This window comes from Roseinatronobacter bogoriensis DSM 18756 (assembly GCF_004366635.1).
GTDB lineage: Bacteria > Pseudomonadota > Alphaproteobacteria > Rhodobacterales > Rhodobacteraceae > Roseinatronobacter > Roseinatronobacter bogoriensis.
This window is the reverse complement of sequence record NZ_SORN01000012.1, coordinates 19,212-40,466: the sequence shown is the minus strand read 5'-3', so window position 1 is coordinate 40,466 and position 21,255 is coordinate 19,212. Positions and strand designations below refer to the sequence as shown.

At 57.1% G+C, this 21,255-nt stretch carries 19 protein-coding genes; 8 read left to right on the top strand and 11 right to left on the bottom strand.

The window, feature by feature from the left end:
- Positions 1–281: 281 nt before the first annotated feature.
- Complete coding sequence (locus tag EV660_RS17115) at positions 282–890, bottom strand: TetR/AcrR family transcriptional regulator (protein WP_071479099.1); 609 nt, start codon at positions 888–890, stop codon at positions 282–284.
- 97 nt (positions 891–987) lie between these two features.
- On the opposite strand from EV660_RS17115, the gene EV660_RS17110 reads away from it, so the two are divergent.
- Complete coding sequence (locus EV660_RS17110) at positions 988–1,722, top strand: alpha/beta hydrolase (RefSeq protein ID WP_071479100.1); 735 nt, start codon at positions 988–990, stop codon at positions 1,720–1,722.
- Positions 1,723–2,275: 553 nt separating this feature from the next.
- On the opposite strand, the gene EV660_RS18725 is transcribed toward EV660_RS17110, so the two are convergent.
- Complete coding sequence (locus EV660_RS18725; protein ID WP_168800335.1) at positions 2,276–2,449, bottom strand: hypothetical protein; 174 nt, start codon at positions 2,447–2,449, stop codon at positions 2,276–2,278.
- A 130-nt stretch (positions 2,450–2,579) separates the two neighbouring features.
- On the opposite strand from EV660_RS18725, the gene EV660_RS17105 reads away from it, so the two are divergent.
- On the top strand, positions 2,580–3,098 hold the full coding sequence (locus EV660_RS17105) for a hypothetical protein (protein WP_134014094.1): 519 nt from the start codon (positions 2,580–2,582) through the stop codon (positions 3,096–3,098).
- A 560-nt stretch (positions 3,099–3,658) separates the two neighbouring features.
- Positions 3,659–5,398, top strand: coding sequence for a recombinase family protein (locus EV660_RS17100; protein WP_071479103.1), 1,740 nt, complete (start codon positions 3,659–3,661; stop codon positions 5,396–5,398).
- Between the two features lie 165 nt (positions 5,399–5,563).
- Here the strand turns inward: EV660_RS17100 and EV660_RS17095 are convergent, their stop codons facing one another.
- The 7 genes from EV660_RS17095 to EV660_RS17065 all read right to left on the bottom strand — a co-directional run bounded on the left by EV660_RS17095 (position 5,564) and on the right by EV660_RS17065 (position 12,463).
- Positions 5,564–7,066: an amidohydrolase family protein gene (locus EV660_RS17095; protein ID WP_071479104.1), complete on the bottom strand. Its 1,503-nt coding sequence runs from the start codon at positions 7,064–7,066 to the stop codon at positions 5,564–5,566.
- Positions 7,063–7,710 (bottom strand): aspartate/glutamate racemase family protein, encoded by a 648-nt coding sequence (locus EV660_RS17090; protein WP_071479105.1) that lies wholly within the window; start codon positions 7,708–7,710, stop codon positions 7,063–7,065. Before EV660_RS17090 ends, EV660_RS17095 begins: the two co-directional genes overlap by 4 nt.
- Positions 7,701–8,591, bottom strand: coding sequence for a polysaccharide deacetylase family protein (locus tag EV660_RS17085; protein WP_071479106.1), 891 nt, complete (start codon positions 8,589–8,591; stop codon positions 7,701–7,703). The genes EV660_RS17090 and EV660_RS17085 overlap by 10 nt, the downstream gene beginning before the upstream one ends.
- The gene (locus tag EV660_RS17080; RefSeq protein WP_232727325.1) at positions 8,588–9,403 is read right to left on the bottom strand and encodes a polysaccharide deacetylase family protein; all 816 of its coding nucleotides are present in this window, start codon (positions 9,401–9,403) and stop codon (positions 8,588–8,590) included. The genes EV660_RS17085 and EV660_RS17080 overlap by 4 nt, the downstream gene beginning before the upstream one ends.
- A gap of 113 nt (positions 9,404–9,516) precedes the next feature.
- Positions 9,517–10,308 (bottom strand): BtpA/SgcQ family protein, encoded by a 792-nt coding sequence (locus EV660_RS17075; protein ID WP_071479108.1) that lies wholly within the window; start codon positions 10,306–10,308, stop codon positions 9,517–9,519.
- 30 nt (positions 10,309–10,338) lie between these two features.
- Entirely contained in the window at positions 10,339–11,337 is a 999-nt protein-coding gene (locus EV660_RS17070; protein ID WP_071479138.1) for a carbohydrate kinase family protein, read from the bottom strand.
- Positions 11,338–11,341: 4 nt separating this feature from the next.
- Complete coding sequence (locus tag EV660_RS17065) at positions 11,342–12,463, bottom strand: SIS domain-containing protein (protein WP_071479109.1); 1,122 nt, start codon at positions 12,461–12,463, stop codon at positions 11,342–11,344.
- A 109-nt stretch (positions 12,464–12,572) separates the two neighbouring features.
- Between EV660_RS17065 and EV660_RS17060 the strand changes: the two genes are divergently transcribed.
- The 5 genes from EV660_RS17060 to EV660_RS17040 all read left to right on the top strand — a co-directional run bounded on the left by EV660_RS17060 (position 12,573) and on the right by EV660_RS17040 (position 17,425).
- Entirely contained in the window at positions 12,573–13,376 is an 804-nt protein-coding gene (locus EV660_RS17060) for a DeoR/GlpR family DNA-binding transcription regulator (protein WP_071479110.1), read from the top strand.
- 171 nt (positions 13,377–13,547) lie between these two features.
- A complete protein-coding gene (locus EV660_RS17055; protein ID WP_071479111.1) occupies positions 13,548–14,594 on the top strand; it encodes an ABC transporter substrate-binding protein in 1,047 nt (348 codons plus the stop codon).
- 65 nt (positions 14,595–14,659) lie between these two features.
- Positions 14,660–15,670 (top strand): ABC transporter ATP-binding protein, encoded by a 1,011-nt coding sequence (locus tag EV660_RS17050; RefSeq protein WP_232727326.1) that lies wholly within the window; start codon positions 14,660–14,662, stop codon positions 15,668–15,670.
- Between the two features lie 38 nt (positions 15,671–15,708).
- Positions 15,709–16,596 carry an ABC transporter permease gene (locus EV660_RS17045; protein ID WP_244927335.1) on the top strand — a complete coding sequence of 296 codons (888 nt, stop codon included), beginning with the start codon at positions 15,709–15,711 and terminating at the stop codon, positions 16,594–16,596.
- Positions 16,597–16,609: 13 nt separating this feature from the next.
- Positions 16,610–17,425, top strand: a complete 816-nt coding sequence (locus EV660_RS17040; RefSeq protein WP_071479114.1) for an ABC transporter permease — start codon at positions 16,610–16,612, stop codon at positions 17,423–17,425.
- Between the two features lie 346 nt (positions 17,426–17,771).
- Here EV660_RS17040 and EV660_RS17035 read toward each other — a convergent pair whose 3' ends face one another.
- Both EV660_RS17035 and deoC read right to left on the bottom strand, forming a co-directional pair.
- The gene (locus EV660_RS17035; protein ID WP_071479115.1) at positions 17,772–20,159 is read right to left on the bottom strand and encodes an aldehyde dehydrogenase family protein; all 2,388 of its coding nucleotides are present in this window, start codon (positions 20,157–20,159) and stop codon (positions 17,772–17,774) included.
- 21 nt (positions 20,160–20,180) lie between these two features.
- The gene (gene deoC, locus EV660_RS17030; RefSeq protein WP_375781731.1) at positions 20,181–21,164 is read right to left on the bottom strand and encodes a deoxyribose-phosphate aldolase; all 984 of its coding nucleotides are present in this window, start codon (positions 21,162–21,164) and stop codon (positions 20,181–20,183) included.
- Between the last annotated feature and the right edge of the window lie 91 nt (positions 21,165–21,255).

Genomic DNA, 21,255 nt, shown 5'->3' with positions numbered 1-21,255 from the left:
CCCTCGCACTCCAAAAGATAGCTTTCGGGGCGGGGTGTTTCGCATGTAAATCGACTGACTGCTTTCGCGGTTTTCTGCGGCAGCAATGCCGCGATGTCACAGTCTGCAGTCCGCCCTCTGCGAAGACGACTGCTTGATCGGAGTGCTCGGCCCTTTGGTGACGCTCAGCACGAATGCCACGCCGCGGTGCAGCGTCAGCGATCAAGACGCTCATGCTTCGCGCAGCAATTCTACCGAGCATCTGTTCCCACGGGCGATTCTGGTGGAACCAACAAGCTTCGTCAGCTTGGTGTGCGAAGAAGGCGCACGATGTGCTCGATGATGTCCTCATCAGAGAGACCTTCATCGCCTGTCACTGCAAGGGCCGCGCGGATTTCCAGCTGGCTATCAAGCCAGAATTGCACCATCGCACCGCCCATGATCGCAGCGAGGCCGGGCGGCAGGTCACTTCGAATAAAACCGGAAGCCTGAGCGCTTTGCATAAGTGCAACGACAGGACGCGTCATTGTCTCGGAGCGGGAGAGGCGTTCTTCCTGCAGTCCATCCAACCGTCGCCAGAGATTGAACCGGAACGATAGTGGCCGTTCTTTCCAGAAGTTCAGGTAAGCGCGAAGCATCGTGGTGATGGCGTCCTCCGGCGGCAAATTCACATCTACTGCGTCGGTCATAAAGGCCATGAAGTCAGCGGTAATCTGTTCCCCGACAACATGCCACAGCGCTTCCTTGCTCCGGAAGTGGTGCAGCAGAAGCGGCTGGGAAACGCCTGCCGTTAGAGCGATCTGGCGGGTGGCAGCGCCATGAAACCCCTTGGCCGCGAACACGGTGAGCGCGGCGTCCACGATGGTATTGCGGGCGTCGCCTTGTGGAAAAGTCGGGCGCAATTCCGGCATTGCAGGGCCTCCAAACGAATCGGTCTGTTTGATCGCACGATCAGTGTTGACTGATCAAGCGATCAGTCATAGAGGTGGGCAAACTCAGGAGGCATGCATGACCACTCTGTCCCAGACCGCTAGGACCTTCGTTCTGATCCACGGCGCAAGCCACGGTGGCTGGTGCTACGATCGCGTCGCAGCGATTCTTCGATCACAGGGCCATCAGGTGTTTGCCCCAACACTCGCCGGACTGGCCGAGCGTGCGTCCATGGATGCGCGCCAGATCAACCTGACCACACATATTGACGAGGTGGTCGATCTATTTGAACGGGAAGACCTGAATGATGTGATCTTGTGCGGTCATTCTTATGGCGGCATGGTCATTGCCGGCGTTGCTGACCGAATTGCGGACCGGATCGGTCATCTTGTCTTCCTTGATTCCGTCCTGCCCGAGAGCGGAAAATGCATGAACGATTATGTTTTTCCCGGCTGGCGCCTGCTGCCGATCCTGCTCTCGGTCTGGCTGTTTGGCCGGGGCTACAAACTGACCCCGCCGCCACCAGCCTGGTACTTCAATGTGAACAAGGCGGATCGCCCCATGGTGAATCAGCGGCTGACCGGGCATCCCTTCAAGACCCTGACCGAACGAATTCAGATCGGAAACAATGCAGACCTCATTGCAAAACATACCTATATCTACGCCACGAACTGGGGAAATTCACAGATCGCCAAGCAGTATGAGCTCGCGAAGAAGCGCGAAGGCTGGAAAACATTCGAAGTTGACAGTGGCCACGACGTCATGATCGACGCGCCGGACGACCTCGCACGAATTCTCATTTCGGCAAGTTAGTTCAGTCTGAGCAAAGCCTTCGTCCTGCCATCTTTACACAGGCGCCGCGGAGTTCGCTGTTCGCTGCGATTTGCAAGAGCTATCTCAATCCCGGCTGTGCTGCTTCGCCGTCTGCCCTCTCCTGCACGGCGGATGGCTAAATGATGTGCTCGGCGGAATGTTTCCGCGCATCGAGTTCACCGACGCCGGCTTCGCAACGCCCGCGAGCAGCGCGTTGCCGCTGGTTGAAGTCTCTACGTGATTGATGGCTTTCGAGAGTTTCCGCAGATGCATCGGTACATTTTCGCAAGGCCACTGCCCGCCCTTGAGGTCGATCCCGCGCCGATGACACCGCGCGGGGATCGAGCGTCTCCTCCGTCGAGATGCTGCATCTGCTCTTCCGCACCGCCTTGAGGCCGCTTCCCGCCCTTCGCGTCGATCCTGTGCGCTGCCTCGGCATCCCCGGGCTGGATCAATGACCTATCGCCCGGCAGGGATGCCCTGGTACTCCCATACTGCAGGTGGTCACAGCGTAACGGCGTCTCTCCTATCGGAGACGCTATTGACCATCGGATCAGCCATCTTTTTCAAGATATCCCTTATTTTCTAGCCAATCCATGAGGATCAGTTCGGCCATTGAGGCCATAGATCTGCGGTCATCTTTTGCCGCTTTTTCAAGTGCGGTTTTCAATGATGGGGTAACTCGGAGGCCCAGAGGAGTCGAGCGGAGCTCATTCTTTGCTGTCATTGTTAGAACTTTTCTATTGACGGATAACGCTTGGGGTGCAATATATAGAATGTTGCTAACAATAGCAACGGGGCCTGGCGGTGTTCCCGCACCAACCAGACCCCTAACCTGGAACCTGTATGGAGGCCCCATGGCTGACCGTAAGACTACCACCGCCCACGGTGGAACGAAAGCGATTGCAGAATTCACGCCGACGATGTCGTCGTTTTATCTGTTGCTCCGCCGCATCAAGAAGACTGTTGAGATCGAACACAGGCATCAGGCCGAGGGCGTTGATCTTTTCGCCCCGGAGAGGACGGATGATCTGCGTGATCTGGAAGTGGCTTGGGAAGACCTGACGGAAACCGTGTTCGACGTGATCCTGCAGCTGCCTGTCGTCCCGGAAGATCGCGATCTGCGCCGGGTCGCGTTTTTGATGAAGTCCGTTTTCGAGATCGAGGAACCCTGTGACCGGGCGCATTTCGTAGCGGAAGCCCGGAGGCATCGCGACCTTTTCGACTGCGCCGTGCCCGGGATGCAGGGCGAGATCACGACGCGGCTGATCGGGCGGTTTTTTCAGGTCTTTGATCAGATGGCGGAACTCAAGCAGTTTGGCGGGACGCCGGTTAAAGCGCCGCCCTCGGATTGCATCGGTATGAATCCGGCGTAACACCGTATACCCGCGCTGGGGGTCTCAGCGTGGGTATTCCGCCCGCCGATGATGGTCTGAGTATTGGCCCCGGAGCGTGCAGTGCCACGCCCGCCTCTGTCGGCATGGCCCTTGCCCCGTGGTCAGACACCCGGTCTCATATCCCGCCATTCCCCCTGAGCGACCCTAAAAATGGCGCCATAAGGGAGGTTATCCACAAAATACGGAGGAACCGCCCCACAAGCGGGGCTGATTCGAGGACCCATATGCGCTATCTTCATATCAATCACGCAAGGACGCCCGGACGCATCCTTGCACTTATCATCACGATGCCCCCGCTTTTCGCGGGCTGGTCTGGAGGTCCCGCGCATGCGCGAACAGAGAAGAATTGCCCGGAGGCGGGACTGCGATGGCTGAACTGTCAGAAGAACCCGCGCGCCCCGCCGCGATACAAAAGAGACGGCGGCGGAGGGCCCCTATCGCGCCGCCTGAGCCGACCCACCCTGCCCTTCTCCAAATGGTCAGGCTCTTGGCGCGCGCGCAGGCGCGTGTCATGATCGAGAAGAACGAAGGCGAACAAGATGACGGACAAAACCCATAAGCGCGCGGTGATCTACGCGCGCTATTCGACCGATATGCAATCCGCGGCCTCCATCGCGGATCAGGTCCGGATCTGCCGCAAGCTCGCGCAGGAGCGCGGCTGGGAGGTGGTGGAGGTCTTCTCGGATGAAGCCCTGTCCGGTGAGAGCCATCTGCGCCCCGGGTTTCAGCGATTGCAGCAAGCGGCGTTGGACGGCGCATTCGATTTCGTGGTCTCGGAAGCGATGGATCGGCTTTCGCGCGATCAGGAACATATCGCAGGGCTGCACAAGCGGATGCGCTATCTCGGGATCGAGATCATCACCAAATCCGAAGGTGTGATCACCGAGATGCGTGTGGGCCTGGGCGGGACGATGTCGGCGCTCTTCCTGCGCAACCTCGCCGCGAAGACCCACCGGGGCCTCGAGGGCCGGGTCAAGGCGGGGAAGTCGGCGGGCGGGATCAGCTATGGCTATCGCCTCGACCGCCAGCCCCTGCCGGATGGCACATTTACCACCGGGGACCGCGTGATCGATCCGGATGAAGCCGCGATCGTACGCCGTATCTTTGAAGAATATGATCAGGGGCGTTCGGCCCGGACCATCGCCATGGGACTGAACAAGGACAGCGTTCCTGCCCCGCGCGCAGGCGGCAAGGGGTCGGGCACATGGTCGTTTTCAACGATCTCGGGGAACTGGAAGCGCGGGACCGGGATCCTGAACAACGAGTTGTATATCGGTCGGCTGGTCTGGAACCGGCAGCGCTTCGTCAAGGATCCTGACACCAACAAGCGGCAGGCCCGGCTCAATCCGCCAGAGGAATGGGTCATCCATGATGTTCCCGACCTGCGCATCATCGACGATGACCTCTGGGAGCGCGTCAAGCGCCGCCAGGGCGCGATCCGGGATGATATCGTGACCGCACGGGACACGGCACCTGATCAGCGTGCCCCGCGCGCTGAGCGCGGCAAGCGCCCGAGTTATCTGTTTTCAGGGCTCTTGCGCTGCGGGTGCTGCGGGTCGAATTACATCATGATCAGCGCCACGCGCTATGGCTGCGCGTCCGCACGCAACAAAGGCACCTGCGACAATCGCAAGACGATCACCCGCCGGGATGTCGAAACCCGCATTCTGACCGGGCTGCGTCAGAAGCTCTGGACGCAGGACATGGTCCGGGAGTTCATCAAGGAATTCCATGTCGCCATGCGCGACGCTGACACGAAAGCGGCGCGCGCGCGCATCGCCCATCAGAAACGTCTGGAAGAGGTCACCCGGGAGATCACCAACATGGTGGACGCCATCGCCAAGGGGATGTTCCACGAGAGCATGAAGGCGCGCATGGATGCGCTCGAGGCCGAGCGGAAGGACTTGGAAGCGCGGCTCAACGCCCTGCCCGACCCGTCGCCGATTTTCCTGCACCCACGGCTGTCGGATGTCTATGCCGACAAGATCGAAGACCTGAGCGCCGCACTGGATCACCCCGACACCAGGATGCAGGCGGCGGAGCTCTTGCGCGGGTTGGTCGAGCGGATCACGCTGCGCCCGGACCCGGACGCGCCAAACGGGCATGTGATTGAGTTATATGGGGAATTGGGCGCGATCATCGCGCTTTGTGATGGGGAGGGCGGTACAAATGCCAACGCCCACCGTGAAGGTGGGCGCGTTGGGCAAGTAACGATGGTTGCGGGGACAGGATTTGGACACTATTTCACAAAAATGACCCGATATCGCGCCGCTCCCTAAGATCATTTGCGCTCACAACTGAAAGCGTCGCTCGACTTGGCTACTTTAGAAAGAGCCCCACAGCTCCATCATGTCAGTGTTTACAATACCAGTGACTCGCCTCAATATGGAAGCCCTCCAGACCAAAATCACTCCGCCTTTTAAAAAGCATTCTAAGAAGGACAATCAGGTGTCGATTTTCCAGTCACAATAAAATGCTGCCACATGATCCATCACCTCCAATGCCATGCTGCGTCGAGTCTCTTCAGTTCCGGAGAGAGGCGCACGCAAACGAGAGGCAATCTCTTCCAGAATTTGGTCCCGGGCAATGCGGGTGAAGTCACCCATATGGTAGATCGTTTCACCTGCCACCATAACCGTTTCAACCGCCCCGGCTTTCGCGCGCCGGATCAAAACATCAACAAGCGGTAGCTCTGGATCCTGCCACGGCCAAGTCACCTTCTGCCAATCGAGGATGACCACATCGGCGGCGCAACCAATCTGAAGCTGCCCGATCCGGGCACCGAAAGGCGTCGTGGCCGCGCCACCTGATGTTGCCATTTGCAGAATTTGCGCGGCGCTCGGGGAGCGGCTTTCATGGCCTGCCGGCCGGTGCAAGGTCATGGCAAGCCGCATCTCTTGAAGCATGTCACGATCATCGTTGAGTCCGGCCTCATCGATTCCGAGGGCGACAGGGAGGCCTGTCGCCAGAAAAGAATTCAGGTCCGCAGTTCCGCTTTTTAGCCGCATGTTTGATGAGCAATTGTGACACAGGCACCCGCCGCGCTCTGCCAGAAGCGCCAGATCATCATCAGTCATCCAGACACCGTGACCGATGGTAAGTTGTGGGCCGACAAGTCCGAATTGATCGATAAAATCCAGTGCGGAGCCGCCGGTACGCCGACGCGCGTATTCCTTCTGGTATGGAGTCTCGAGCAAGTGCATATGCATGGGCGCGCCGGTTGCGGCATGAAGCCGCGCAGCGGCGTCAAGAGCCGCATCTGAAAGCCAGTGAAGGTTGGAGGGGGCGATCTGAATGGCAATGCGTCCATCGCCCGGCCATCGCGCGTTTAAATGGTGGAAGACAGCAATCTGATCCTCGAGGGGGAGAGCGAAGCCATGTAGATAGGAGGCCATCGCGTCGCGTAAATGAACAGGCAGACGCGAAATGAAATCCTCATCAGCGGCATAAATCATTCGGTTCTGATCACGCATCGCGAAAGAGTAAGATGCGCGCATTCCCAGAGCTTCATAGGCCCCGATAATACTTTCCGCCGTTGAAATCACTCTGTCGATATCTCCGGCTGCGCGGCTGTGGAGGTGCTGGACGCAGGTTACGCCGGAGGCAACCATCTCGAAGCCGGAATAGAGTGTGTCGAGCCACGGGTCGACATCGCGCATGCGCAGCCGTTCAGCAAACCACAATTCCAGCGGCTGGTCGCGCGCGCCCAGCTGAAACGGAGTCAGGCCGACATGATGATGTGCATTGATCAGCCCCGGAATGACAATGCGACCCCGCCCGCCATGTTCCGGCACCTCTGGATGTACCCTGCGCAATTCGCGTAGGGGGCCAAGCGCAGCAACCCTACCATCAATGACAAGTAGCGCCGCATCCTGATGGAGGACAGGTGTTCCATCAGATGCAAAACCCGTCAGGATGTAATCACCTGTGATAAGCGCTGTGCTCATATTTGGCCTGCCATTATCTGTTGACGCGCCCGCCGCATGGCCTCAGGCACAGGTTCGATCAGAGGAACATCAATGGTACGCGTCAGCGCACGGGCAGCCCGCGCGAGTGGACCGCCACCGATTATAATGGCCTCTGCGCGCCCTTCAGCCACCGCGCGCAAGCAAGTGGTACCAAGAGCTCTGATCAGGTTGTCTTGATTGGACATCACCACCACCGGATCGCCTGGAGTGACCCAAGTTCCTGCAAAACGCGCATGTCCATAATCTGATGCGCGTTCAGCAATCCTGCGGCTCAGATCCGGGGTGGTGGTCACCACCGCAAAGCGACGCCCCCCCGTTGCAGCTTCTGACATTGCCGCTTCGGCAATACCGATCACAGGGCAGGCAACCATGTTGCGCAGTTTCTCGAGTGCAGGGTCGCCAAATGCAGCGACAATCACCGCGGCGCTGTCAGATATCTGCGGCGCAAGCGCTTCGACTGCCCGCGCACTTTCAGCCAGTTCCGCCTCTGTTGTGATGAGAGAAGCACCAAAGTGTGCAGTCAACCCGGTTACACGAAACTCCGGGCATGCTTCCCGTGCAATAGCAACCATGTCTGATGTGGTGTCCGGGTTGGTGTTCGGATTTAACAGCGTTACATGCATGGAGAGCTCTCCGCGAAGGCTTTGGCGATCTGGTAGCGGGTGGTGATCCACAAATCATCCCGTCGCTCTGACAGCATCTCAAGAATCTGCTCGAAAGCGGCGAAGCGCCCAGGGCGACCGATGATACGCAAATGAAACCCGATATTCATAAGGCGTGGCAGGCCTCGCTGCGATTCCGCCTGGAGGACATCGAGCGCCGCTCGGACATAATCAACCATGTCTTCGGCACGCACGAAGCCATTCGGATGGAAGAATTTCATATCATTCGTGTCGAGCGCATAGGGCACAACCATCAGACCGGAAGGGTCACGGTAAGGCAGGTCATCATCAAATCCGTTAGAGGTATAAAAATAGCCGCGCTCGGCCAGCAACGCGCGTGTCCAAGGGCTTTCGGCGCCCCGGCAGAAAAAACCGCGCGGCGTCTGGCCTGTTGCGTCATGGATGGCCAATTCTGCACGTTCCAGCGCTGACGTTTCATCTTCACGCCGCTCAAAGTCAGCATGGGGGCGCCAGAGCCAGCCGTGATTGGCCACTTCGTGCCCGTCCTGTGCCAGCATTGCCAGCACAGAACCAGCGCGCTCTGCAGCGCGCCCACAAACAAAAAGTGTCGCAGGCATCTGATGGCGCCGTAGTGCCTCTGCTATCCGCCATGCGCCTGCGCGTGTGCCGTAGGCAAATATCTGTGCCTGTCCCGGATCAGGTCGTCCATGCGGGACGACAGAGATGACTTCACCAATACGTTCTGTGACAGGATCACCATCACTAACTTGTTGTTCGGCCCCTTCTTCAAAATTCACTACCAATGAGACAGCCAATCGTGCCCCGTTCGGCCAAGTGATATCAGGCCAGTTGCCGCCATATCCGACCAGATCGCGGTTCATTGGCTGAAGCTTTCTGGTGTGGGGCGGGATTGCCATCGGGGAAGTTTCAAGGCGCTGCGCCAAGCGTGAGCGATTTCTGCGCGGGTCGCAAACCATACACCCTGCTGTCCAGTAGCGTGATCCAGAAACTGTTCCAATCCGCTGATACGTGCTGGTCTGCCAATAATGCGAGTGTGCAAGCCAATAGACAACATGCGGGGTGCATCGGCGCTTTCTGCTAGCAAACGATCAAAAGCTGCAATGCAATAGCGTGCAAAATCGTCAGCGAAAACGAATCCGCCATGATTGAAAAACCGCATATCGTTGGTGTCAAAAGCATAAGGCAGCACAACATGAGGCCCGGCTGCCGTCTCCACCAGATAGGGCAAGTCGTCATTATAGGCGTTACTGTCGTAGAGAAACCCGCCCTGTTCTATCAGCAAGTCACGTGTATGCAGAGATGTCGCCGAACGCGTATGCCAACCCAAAGGTGGCGTACCCGCAACGCGTGTAATAGTTTCGACAGTGCGCGAAATGGCTTGCCGCTCGGATGCTTCATCCATATGAGCGTGACGCTCCCAACGCCAGCCGTGAGCTGCAACTTCGTGCCCATCAAGTACGGCCTCTTCTGCGATCCAGGGAGTAGCTTCCAACGCACGGCCACAAGCATTCAGTGTAGCGGGAACAGAGCGATCGCGCAGCGCGGCACGAATCCTCGGCCAGCCTGCACGGGGGCCATATTCGAAATGACTTTCCATGCACAAATCTCGCGTGCCCTCGACGCATTCAACCGCCTCGTAGATAAATTCGTTCTGCGCATCGCCGGCCCCCAACGACAGCTCTGCACCTTCTTCGACATTAACAACGACCGACACAGCAAGACCGGCACCACCAGGCCAGCGCATTGCAGGGGGAGTTCCGCGATAGCCTGCGAAATCACGTTGATTCATGAGACTGCTCGCGCGGCATCCATGAAGCGCAGGCACTTCTCGCGATCCCAACGCAACTTGTCTTCGGATATTGCATCATTGCGCATCAAAGCGGTACTTACGATCACTCCCTGAGACGACTTCAATGCTTGCGCAACATTACTCTCGGCCACGCTGCCACCAATAAGAATTGGGCGGGTAATCCTGGCCTTGCGCAAAGCATTGATCCGCATACATGTATCGTCCAGATCAGAGCCTGTAATGATCAGACCGTCGGCACCGGTCTTGACTGCCCATTCTGCGGCAAAAGGTTGAGACTCATGTGTCAGCGAAACTGCTGTTCGGTCGTGGATATCGGCCAGGGTCGCAATTTCTGTTGCCCCCAGTTGCGCGCGATAAGTGAGGGCTTCGGCCCCAAGGCCGTAGCGAGGACCTTGTGCCGTCATCACTCCGCCAACAAAAACTTTCAGGCGCACAAAGCCCGCCCCTGTCGCATGCGCCACTGCAATCGCAGCACTTGGATCATGCGCCTCAATAATGATCCCGAGGCCAAGTGATGGGCATTCATCCCGGATCAGGCGACCGAGGCTGGCCATCAGGGCCAGTGTCTCGGGGCGAGCGGGTTTTGCGCTGCGTGTTGAATCTTGTAGCTTGACCCAAGGGATGCCCGCTTCGGCAAACAGGCGCGCATTGGTCACAACATAATCTTCTAACCAAGCGACCGAGTGCTGCGGCGACCGAGAAAAATCTGGCAAATGCAAAGCTGCGACGACCAGAGGACCGGAAGTCTGGAAGAGTGGTAGCGTCATGAAGCAGTTATCCTTGAGTAAATTTGAGTTCTACAGATGGGTATCTGGCATCAATGAAAGCGCGCCATCTGCCCCGAATGCGGCGACAACCTTGCTTGCAGCGCGCGCTCCCGCGCGCGCTGCAAGAACAGCATCGCGGCTCTCAACTAGGCCCGCCAAAAATCCGCCGCAAAAGGCGTCACCTGCTCCGGTCGGGTCGACTGTCCGGGTAGGAACCGCTGGAACCGCGATAGCGCTTGCCGTAGCGCGATCCCAGACCAACACGCCTTCAGGCCCAAGCTTCACAGCGACAGCGCCAAGGCAATGTTTTGCCAGAACTGCCAAACCCTGGGCTGGCCGCGCGCCAGGAACAAGTGCTGAAAGTTCCACCTCGCTGGGCAGGAACGCATCCAGCCGCCCAAGGATAGAACTCAGTCTATCGAGTGGGTGTGCGGCCAGCTGCCAACCTGGATCAGCGGTAACGAGCGCTTCGGTCGGGGCAAAGAGCGCAAGCATTGCTTCCATGACCTCTGGCTGACTGGGTGCCAGATGGACACCCCTTGCCTTCAGGAAATGGGGCGGCACCTGTTCAGGGCATAAAGGACGGGAGAGACGAAACTGAGAATAGCTGATCTCGCCCGACGTATCGCGCTGCATGAGCAATTTGCGGAAGGCTACGACCTGCTCAGGTTTCAACCGGTCGGTCGGGAAACCCGCCTCGGCCAATGCTTCGGGCGAGCTTTGTAGCCGCTCTTCGCGTCGACCATCGGGCTCATAAATGAACCAGTTACAGGCCGAAAGCAGCTCTTCCGACCAGATAACACCGCTCAGATCGATGCCGGCATGCTCTAATCGGCGAATCACTGCACGTGGATAGCTGGCGACAGCATGGCTCACCAGTCCGACCTGACCACCTGAAATCCGTGCTCCAACCGCAGAATAGGCACCATTGCCCCCAGCTTGCCCAAGGCCCACACGACCATCTGCCGCGATTACGTTATCGACCGTAAGCCCGCCGACCGTTACCAGATCAACACTGCGCTGTGTCACTGGTTCAACCGCCCAATCTGGGCGCACCAAGCCCAAGAGCGTCTCTTTCCACAGCAGCGTGATACCCAAAGAGATGCAAGGGAATTGAGTAGAGGATCGGCGCAAAAGCGTCGCTTACCTTGGGCAGGTGCCAGGTCAAATCAGCGATCTCGGTGATGTCAGTCTCATCTTCTGGCACAAGGGCAATGCAGAACCCTTCACAACCACGGCTCATAATCGTCGTCTCCAGTGCGCGCTGATGGCTTTGAGCATCTGGTGCGATTACAAAAAGTGGATCACCTGCTTTCTGCGTCCGATAGTGGTGATATTCCTCCAGTGGAAAGGAAATTGCATGGACCGGCGCCAGCTCCTTGAGTTTGGCCGCACCAAAGGCCGCTGGCGCGTAAGCCCCTCCTGCTCCGCAAAGCAAGACCAGATCAGCGCGGGCAAGTTTGCGCGCCAGATCCTGAGCCGGAGTAAAATAAGCTTGCGCAACAGCATCCACCTGCTCTGGAAGCGCTACAAGACCAGCTTCAAGCTCCTTGACGAATTCCGGTTGATCGCCCTTGGCGCGCGCGATTGCCGCTGCAAGAGCCAGTTTCAGCGCCATAGACGCAGTACTGGACTGAGTTGGCCAGCCACCACGGGTCGCGCGAATATGTAGCGCGCCTGGGAATTCTTCCATCAAAGGTGAGCCAAGCGTATTTGAAAGACCGATCGTGTACGCCCCACGCGCGGCAGCTTTCTTCATCCCATCGATCACAGGCTCTGTCTTGCCACTGGAGGACAGGCCGATAACCACGGTCTCGTCATCACACATCTCTGTGCCGTAGCAGTCGAAATCAAAAGCTTCATAGGGCTCACAGATAGCACCTAACGCCCGCTCCATTGCGCGCCGCACACCGTAGCCAGAAATCCATGAATCGCCGCAGCCAATCATCACGACCCTTCGAATGCGGCGAGACGCCAAATCGGCCGCTATCTTCGCAAGTGGCTTACTATTTGCGTCAAGTGTAGCGCGGATCGCATCAGGTTGAGACATCATTTCGGTTTTGGTCAAGGCCACACGCCGAAACCGCTCGGGATCGCCAGGGGCATCCGATGAGGATTCGCGCTGAATGGCCTTGATGCGCTCTGCAATGGTCATCAAAATCTCCTTTGTTCTGGTCCATGTCGCGGCATAAGACGGAATGGCACGATGGATACACTTTCGTTATTCGTCATTTTAAATTAAAACGCAAGGCAAGGATAGAAAAATGAGCGAAGCTGAAGACGCGCCGACACTTCTGGCACCACGCCATCAACGCATTCTGGATATGGTCGAAGAGAAGCGCGTAGTCGAAGTGACCCAATTAGCTGACACACTCGGTGTCTCTGCTGTTACGATTCGCACAGATCTTGAAATGCTGGATCGACGCCGACTCTTGCGTCGCATCCGGGGCGGAGCAACCGCCCTGAGGCCCGCAAGGTTTCAGCGTCCGCTTGACCTGCTCACACACACTTTTGACGCAGAGAAAGAGCGGATCGGCGCTATGGCCGCCCGTATGGTGCGCGACGGCGAGACAATCATTCTTGATGCTGGCACAACAACACTGGCGATGGCTGCTGCACTACCTGAGGATTTGCGCGATGTGGTCGTGCTGACAAGCAGCCTCGATATCGCACTCACCCTTAATCAAAACCGAGGAATCACGGTCTTTCTGACGGGTGGAAAGCTAAAAAAAGCAGGGAAAAACATAAACTCCCGCTCGCTCATACCACCATACGGCACCTTCCTTCTTGAAGAGATCAACGCCGACTGCAGCTACCTGTGCTGCGCAGGCATTGATGCCCAGCGGGGCTTTACCAATGCCTTTCTGGAGGAAATTCCGATGAAGCGGGCGATGCTGGCCTCGGCGCGACGGACAGTCATGCTGGGCGACCACGGCAAGATCGGACATGTTGCCGGCGCGCGGATCGCAGACCTGAGCGAAGTCACGACCCTGATAACCGGCTCTGAGGCCAAGCCATCCGACCTTCAGTCCTTAGAGGCAAAGGGCCTTGAAGTTTTGCGCGCATGACCGCGAAGACGCCGCAATTCTAACCAAACGCCGCCCTTGGCCCCACTTTACGAACAAATTTTAATCACCTCACATTTTTTCTTGCGAAAACTTTTGTTTTGACCAAGTATGAAAGTCAAGATGGGAGGCGCACAAGCAAAAGTGCGGAGTAAATCTAGACAGGAGGCCACAATGAGACTGAAACGGAGAACGATTCTTGGCGGGTTGATGGGAAGCGCAGTGCTGTCTGCCCCGACAATCCTGCGGGCTCAGACACGTGAGCTGGTGATGATCGGGTATGGCAACGAGCAAGATCAACCTCTCATTCGCGCTGGTGAAGAGCTTGGGAGACGCAATCCAGGTGTGAGCCTTCGGGTTATTGGCGGCCTGTCAACCGAGGCACTGGCGCAGGTGCGCGCAGCGCGAGGTGACTCACCTTATGATCTTGCCGTGATGGGCTCGCCTGCGATCATCAACGCGCTGGACGAAGAAGTTCTGGAGCCGCTCAACCTCGATATGATCCCAAATATTGCGCATGTTGACCCGCGCTTTCCGCCTTACGGCTACGACACAGGGTGCCCGATCAGCTTCGAAGGTATCGGAGTTGCCTATAACACGGAAACCGTCGAGAACCCACCAGAGACTTGGGCAGATCTTTGGAAGCCTGAATTTGCCGGGCGTGTAGGCATGGCTCGACCGCAATCCAATCTTGGCCTGGGCGTTCTGGCCGCGACAAGTGCAGCCTTTGACCGGGCAGAAGACGATATGCAGTTTGCACTTGAAAAATGGATGGAGCTTGAACCACTTGTCGGGCGTAGCCCTCCTCTCTTGCAGCAGATGTTAGAGCGCGGCGAAATAGATCTAGCACCCTTGTGGCACGTCAATTCGGCCCTTGCCGCTGGCGCAGGACTTCCCATAGGCTACGTAAAAATCGCATCGCCCGGACCGCTTATGCTACCGTCCAACATCGTTCAATTCATAAACACGGCCGATGGCACCAGCGATCTGGTACATGAATTCGCCGATATTCTTCTCGAAGAAGAGAGCCAGCGTTTCATTGGGGGCGCGCCCTTCTTTTTCGGTACTGTCCGCGAAGGAATAGAGGTGCCCGAGGACGGTCGCGATTTTGTTCCTTCGACGGAGGAAGAGCGCGCCAGCATGACATCGCTTGACTGGCCCGCCATCGCGCCATTGCGCGGGGACACAGTTGCCGATTTCGATCGCATGTTCGCAGGATGACTATCGCTCAAGACATATCGCTGGCGTCTTCTGACAAAACAGCGCCCGTATTGCGTGTCGAAAACGTGAGCAAGCGTTTCGGCACCTTTACGGTGCTACAATCCTGTTCGATCAGTGTTTCAGAAGGCGAGATCGTCACACTTCTGGGTTCTTCTGGTTGTGGCAAGACAACTCTTTTGCGCTGCATCGCAGGGTTCTGGGCTCCCGAGGAGGGTATGATCCTGATTGACGGGCACAACACGGTTCCGGTGCCTGTCAATCGTCGGCCTGTCGGTGTGGTATTCCAAAGTTATGCGCTGTTTCCACATCTGACCGTGGAAGGAAATGTCGCCTATGGCTTGAGGATGCGTGGTGTCCCACGCAGTGAAATCAGCCGTCGCGTTGCAGATGCACTTGAGTCGGTCTCGTTGCGCGGCTTCGAGAACCGGTACCCGTCACAGCTTTCCGGCGGGCAACAACAACGCGTTGCAATTGCCCGTGTGCTTGTATTGGAGCCACGCGTCTTGCTGCTTGATGAACCGTTCAACGCGCTTGATGCCAAATTGCGCGGAACAATGCAGATCGAGCTTCGTGAATTGATAAAACGGTTGGGGATGACCGCGATTTTCGTTACGCATGATCAGGAAGAAGCGCTGACGATGTCAGACCGTATCGCGGTCATGCAAGGCGGTCGAATTGAACAGGTCGCACCTCCCGACGAAATTTTTGACCGGCCCGCTACTGCCTATGTCGCTGACTTCATTGGCCTGTCCAATTTCATACCCTGCAAGGTGCGCGATGGTAAAGTGACGCTACCGGATGGTCAGAGTGTCGCTACCAAGGAAAGTGATACTGTCAAGGTCATGATCCGCCCACATAACTTACGTGTGACGGCACAAGGAACTGGCCCCTGGCAGGGGCAGGTTCGTTTCCAGCGCAATATTGGACCGCTGATCGAGTATATCGTTACCGCAGGCGAAGCGGAGATTAGGGTTGTCGCCATGCGACAGGACCGTACTCGCCCATGGAGCGAGGGTGATGCGATCAGTCTGGAAGTGATCGATCCCGAATATTGCACAATCTACCCGGCTGTATGATGGTTACGATTTCTGCACCTCCCGATAAGCCAAGGCGCATGGACTGGCTGTTTGACAAACTTTTGTCAGGCCAAGGCATCTGGCCTGCCGTGCCTGCCATCATTGTCCTGACCGTGGTTGCGGTGATCCCTTTCGTGATGCTGCTTTCACTGGGCGTAAGCGAATTCTCCGTATCGCGCGGACAAATTATCGATCAGACTTTTTCGATGCGTCATGTAACCAGCGTTCTGACGGACCAGCTTTACTGGACTACGTTTCAGCGCTCGATGTCCCTTGCGCTCACAACAACGGCGATCTGCCTGCTGCTGGGCTATCCAGTCGCATATGTGTTTTTGATCGGGGGCAAATGGACACGGCGTATGATCCTTATCCTCACGATCGCTCCGCTGCTCACCAGCGGGATTGTGCGCACCTATGCCTGGCTGGTGATTCTGGGCGGACGCGGTGTTCTTAACACGGCAATGATGAATATCGGTTTGATCGATCAGCCACTCAGGATAGTGAACACACATTGGGCGGTTCTTATCGGTATGGTCCAGATCCACCTACCTGTAATGATCCTTCCTCTTATTGCTGTCATGAGCCGTCATGATCGCAAGCTGGAAGAAGCATCGGCTAATCTTGGGGCCACTCGGATGGGCACCTTGAGAAATGTGGTTCTTCCGCTCAGCGCGCCTGGAATAGGCACTGGGGCCGCGCTTGTCTTCACGTTAAGTTACACGACCTTTGTTGTTCCGCAGCTGCTAGGTGGAGGGAACTATCTCAACGCCGCGACCATGATTTATGAACAAGTCGTGTATTCTCTGGAATGGAGCAAAGCATCGGTGATGTCGATGCTCTTGATGTCAAGCTGTCTGGTTGTTCTGGTCGGCATCGCTTTGGTGACCAATCATTTCACAGGCTGGACCCGCGGTCGGCAGGGATGAAAGGATAAATCGCATGAAGTTTCCAGATCGCTCCGCTCTTGGAGATATGCTTGGCACTGGCGCAATAGTGGGAATGGGGCTTTTTGCTCTATTCCTTCTGGTTGCGCCCTCAATCATCGTGCTCATCATCTCTTTTGACACGCGCGCCTTTGTTTCGTTTCCACCGCAAGGCTTCACCTTTGATTGGTATCTGCGTGTCTTTGAGCAACGCGTTCTTGTCGAAGCCATGCTCAATAGCCTTCAGGTCGGAATCACCGTGACGCTACTTTGTATCATCATGGGTGTGCCAACAGCGCTGGTATGCGTGCGCGGACAGTTTCGAGGGACAACGGCGCTTTCCATCTTTGTTCTTGTCCCGCATATGGTGCCTGGGATCGTTCTTGGTGTGGCGGTCCTTTTCGCGGCGGCGGCAATCGGCATCAGCCCGTCTATCGGCCTGCAATCCATCTCGATCACAGTTTTTGTGTTGGCTGTTATGGTGCGGACACTTATGAGCCGTTTACAGCGCATGGATCCCGCCCTCGAGGAAGCTGCAGCCAACTTGGGTGCCAGCCCATTTCAAACCCTACGCACAGTGACTTTTCCTTTGTTGATGCCCGCAATCCTTGCTGGCGCGGTTTTTACCTTCATCGAAGGTTTTGATAATATTTCTGTCGCCATTTTTACGCATGGATTCCGTGATCGACCACTACCTGTCGAATTGCTGGCCCTTGTCCAAACAACAAATACTCCTCTCGTAGCTGCTGTGTCTGGAGTACAGATTGTGCTTGCGATTATTGCCCTAATCGTGGTTGCAGCCAGCATCGGCCTTGAAGGGGTCAATGAATGATGCACTTTCGATACGGATGAGGCGCGAGCTTCGCGGCAGCTCTCGCGGAGCTGTTAACCGGGGCAAATGCTTCGTACAAAAAGCAGCGAGTAAGAGCGCTCCAGACCGAGATTATCTTTCCGCGAGGTGTGTCGATGCTGCTTTGCTGATCGTTGGTCAGCATGTCAATTTTCAATCAAAGCCGTCCCGCCTTGATCTCTTCGAACGGGCCCCCTCCCCTGCGGTCGTAATGCCCATAGGAGAGGGTTCCCGGCAAGCCCGTCCATTCCCGACAGGAACCCACCCTGGATGCGCGGATCGCCTGTTGTAATCCTGACGCCAGATTTATTTGTCCTCGCACTTGATCTTACTCGCCATATGGCAACCAGACTGTTTTGATCTGCGTTGCGCGGCGCAGGTATTCTGCTCCCTGACCCTCGGTATCTGCCAGCCAGTCACGCACATGGCCGAGATCGGTCCATGTGGCTTTCAGATTTCCGCATGCGGCGCGCTCGACCATTGCAGAGCCCGCCGCACTGCCGCAATACCAGATGCAGGCAACTTCGTCATGCTCAGCCAGGGTCTTTGCCAAATCTTCGCGCAAGCCAGTGATGAGATTGACAACTCCCCCAGGTAAATCAGAGGTTTCAAGCACTTGGTAGAAGGTGGTTGCCACCAATGGATGACTTTGCGATGCGATTGCAACAACACTGTTGCCCATCGCAATCGCTGGCAGGATCAGGGACAGCATGGACAGCAAAGGCCGCTCATCAGGACAGACGAGGCCCATGATGCCCCAGGGTTCATTCAACGACAGGGTCACATGCCGTTGCCTGGTTGTGTGGACCGCTCCATCGAACTTGTCCGCATATGCTGCGTACCAGAAACAGCGGCGGATGGACGCCTCTACCTCTGCGGCGGCTGATTTAGAGCTGGCCCCCGTACTGTGGATCAGGAGTGACTCGAACTCGGCACGCCTCTGTGACAGATTCTCTGCGAGGAAATAAAGCACCTGCGCCCGGTTATGCCCGGTCACATTGGCCCAGCTGCCCACTTTGGCTGCTGCCTCCACAGCGTTGCGAATGTCTTTCCTGTTTCCAAGCGCTGCATGCCCGATGATTGCCCCACCCTTGCCCGTTACGGAATAACTTTGGCCACCATCTGCGCGCTTTTGTTTGCCGCCGATATACAGCTTCGCCGTCACGTCAATGGCTGGAACATCATGCTTGGTTTTGCGCGGTGCAAATGTGGGAACCAGCTTCGGGTCAGAGCGCTCCTTCCTGCTTCCCGGCAGAACAGGTGCGAGATATTCCAGCACTCCTTCACGGGCACCTTCGCGGCCAAAGCCGCTTTCGCGGTATCCACCAAAAGCTGCGCCTGCATCAAACAGATTGGTGCTGTTGATCCAGATGACACCTGCCTTTACCCGTGCTGCGGCACTGATCGCACGGTCGATATCCTGCGACCAGATTGTTGCCGCGAGCCCGTATCGCGTATCGTTGGCAAGCTGCATTGCTTCTTCCAGCGTGCGGAAGGTCAGCGTTGTCGCGATTGGTCCAAAGATTTCTTCCTGATTGACCCTGTGCGCAGGCGCAGTGCCGGTAAAGAAACCCGGCGCGCAGAACGTGCCTTGGGCGGGAAGCTCTGCGGGTGCGGAATGCAGAATGGCCCCTTCAGCTTCGCCTGTGGCCACCAGTGCGCGAATCCGCTCGAGTTGCGGACGTGACACCACAGCGCCCACATCCATGGTCTTGTCCAATGGAGTGCCGATGCGCAATGCGGACAGGCGCGCCTTCAGCTTTGAGAAAAAGCTCTCAGCGATCCCTTCTTGCACAATGATACGGGAACCCGCGCAGCAAACCTCGCCCTGATTGAACCAGATGGCATCGACAACGCCCTCCACAGCGGCGTCCAGATCAGCATCTTCAAAGACGATAAAGGGCGATTTACCACCCAGCTCAAGCGACAGCTTCTTGCCTGATCCGGCAAGTTGTTCGCGGATCAGGCGGCCCACGGCTGTCGATCCGGTGAAGGCAACCTTGTCCACATCCGGGTGCCCGGTCAACAATGCGCCCGTTTCTCCGTCACCGTGAACGATATTGACCACACCCGCAGGCAGTCCGACATCTGCACAGATTTCGGCAAAGGCCTGCGCTGTCAGGGGGGTAAGATCAGCAGGCTTCAGCACCACGGTGTTGCCGGCTGCAAGGGCCGGTGCAATCTTCCATGCCAGCATCAAAAGCGGAAAGTTCCAGGGGATTACCTGTCCGCAGACGCCCACGGGGCGGTGGTTTGGAAATTCGCTTTCCAGAAGCTCTGCCCAGCCCGCATGGTGATAGAAATGCCGGGCAACCAGCGGGATGTCGCCATCGCGGGTTTCGCGAATGGTCTTGCCGTTATCCATTGTTTCCAACACTGCGAGGAAGCGTTCGCGTTTTTGCACATGGCGCGCGATGGCATAGAGGAAGCGCGCGCGCGCGTGCCCCCCAAGGGCGGCCCATTTCGGTTGTGCCGCGCGCGCCGCTTTCACGGCAGCGTCAATCTGGTCCGCTCCCGCTTTGGTCAATCGCGCAAGGACGCTGTCATCAGCGGGGTTGATGACAGTGGTCATTGGCCCTTCGGGCGTGACAAAATGCCCGCCAATAAAGTGGCTGATCCCGTCCGCGTGCCCGGCGAGCCAGTCTTTTACCTCGGCGTTGCTTTCTGGTGCAGGGCCATATTCCATGGTTTCCATGATATCCTTGATACTTGGCATACTAAGTCCTCAGATGCGTCTTCAGGCCATTGCGTGGCGGTTTGCAGCCGAGTAGCGGCCAGTGACATGGTGTTCCAATTGGCGTTCGATATCGCCCAGCATGGAAGAGGCCCCGAACCGGAACAGATCGTTGCGCGTCCAGCGGGTGCCAAGCTCTTCTTTCATCAAGATAAGCCAGGCAATCGCGTCCTTTGCGCTCTTTATGCCGCCAGCAGGCTTGAAGCCGACAATCTGCCCGCTCTTTTCGCGGAAATCGCGCAGCGCACGCACCATTGTCAATGATACCGGCAACGTCGCATTCAAACCCTCCTTGCCGGTCGATGTCTTGATGAAATCCGACCCGGCCTGCATGGCGACCATGGACGCCTTGTAGACATTTCCAAGCGTTTGCAAATCGCCCGTCGCAAGTATGGCCTTCATATGTGCGGGACCGCAGGCTTCGCGCATGGCGGCGATCTCATCATAAAGCTTTGACCACTGGCCTGTCAGTGCATACTCACGCGTTATGACAATATCGACCTCACTGGCCCCCTGATCAACAGCGTAATTTATTTCTGCCAGACGCAAAGACAGCGGCATCAACCCGGCAGGAAACCCGGTCGCGACGGACGCAACGGGCACGCCACTGCCCTCAAGCGCCTTGACAGCATGCGCGACCATTGTCGGATAAACACAGACCGCACCAACGCGCAGCGCGTCCAGTCCAAGCGCCGCCATGATATCGTCGCGCAAGGGCTGGCGGGCCTTGGCGCAAAGGCGCTGAACCCGACTAGGCGTATCGTCCCCTGCCAACGTTGTAAGATCAATGCAGGTAATTGCCTGCGCCAGCCATGCTGCCTGCCAGTCTTTCTTGACAGTTCGGCGCGTGGTTAATGTGGCAGCGCGGCGCTCGGTGGCAGACAAGTTGACATGATGCGCCTCAAACCAGCTTGGGTCGAAACGCGTTCCCGTCATGCGTTCGAAGCTTGGCAACGGGGCGGCCTGTTGCACTGGGTTGCTTGTCATTACAGTTTCCTTCCTGTGTTTCATCTCAACCGCACTTACAGACGCCTGTCGATAAGAAGTTCAGCCAATGGCTGTGCCGTTGATCATGCCC

Bases quoted from the DNA above. Each gene is read 5' to 3' on its own strand.
- EV660_RS17115 (WP_071479099.1), bottom strand. From the start codon at position 890: ATGCCGGAATTGCGCCCGACTTTTCCACAAGGCGACGCCCGCAATACC.
- EV660_RS17110 (WP_071479100.1), top strand. From the start codon at position 988: ATGACCACTCTGTCCCAGACCGCTAGGACCTTCGTTCTGATCCACGGC.
- EV660_RS18725 (WP_168800335.1), bottom strand. From the start codon at position 2,449: ATGACAGCAAAGAATGAGCTCCGCTCGACTCCTCTGGGCCTCCGAGTT.
- EV660_RS17105 (WP_134014094.1), top strand. From the start codon at position 2,580: ATGGCTGACCGTAAGACTACCACCGCCCACGGTGGAACGAAAGCGATT.
- EV660_RS17100 (WP_071479103.1), top strand. From the start codon at position 3,659: ATGACGGACAAAACCCATAAGCGCGCGGTGATCTACGCGCGCTATTCG.
- EV660_RS17095 (WP_071479104.1), bottom strand. From the start codon at position 7,066: ATGAGCACAGCGCTTATCACAGGTGATTACATCCTGACGGGTTTTGCA.
- EV660_RS17090 (WP_071479105.1), bottom strand. From the start codon at position 7,710: ATGCATGTAACGCTGTTAAATCCGAACACCAACCCGGACACCACATCA.
- EV660_RS17085 (WP_071479106.1), bottom strand. From the start codon at position 8,591: ATGAACCGCGATCTGGTCGGATATGGCGGCAACTGGCCTGATATCACT.
- EV660_RS17075 (WP_071479108.1), bottom strand. From the start codon at position 10,308: ATGACGCTACCACTCTTCCAGACTTCCGGTCCTCTGGTCGTCGCAGCT.
- EV660_RS17065 (WP_071479109.1), bottom strand. From the start codon at position 12,463: ATGACCATTGCAGAGCGCATCAAGGCCATTCAGCGCGAATCCTCATCG.
- EV660_RS17060 (WP_071479110.1), top strand. From the start codon at position 12,573: ATGAGCGAAGCTGAAGACGCGCCGACACTTCTGGCACCACGCCATCAA.
- EV660_RS17055 (WP_071479111.1), top strand. From the start codon at position 13,548: ATGAGACTGAAACGGAGAACGATTCTTGGCGGGTTGATGGGAAGCGCA.
- EV660_RS17045 (WP_244927335.1), top strand. From the start codon at position 15,709: ATGGACTGGCTGTTTGACAAACTTTTGTCAGGCCAAGGCATCTGGCCT.
- EV660_RS17040 (WP_071479114.1), top strand. From the start codon at position 16,610: ATGAAGTTTCCAGATCGCTCCGCTCTTGGAGATATGCTTGGCACTGGC.
- EV660_RS17035 (WP_071479115.1), bottom strand. From the start codon at position 20,159: ATGCCAAGTATCAAGGATATCATGGAAACCATGGAATATGGCCCTGCA.
- deoC (WP_375781731.1), bottom strand. From the start codon at position 21,164: ATGACAAGCAACCCAGTGCAACAGGCCGCCCCGTTGCCAAGCTTCGAA.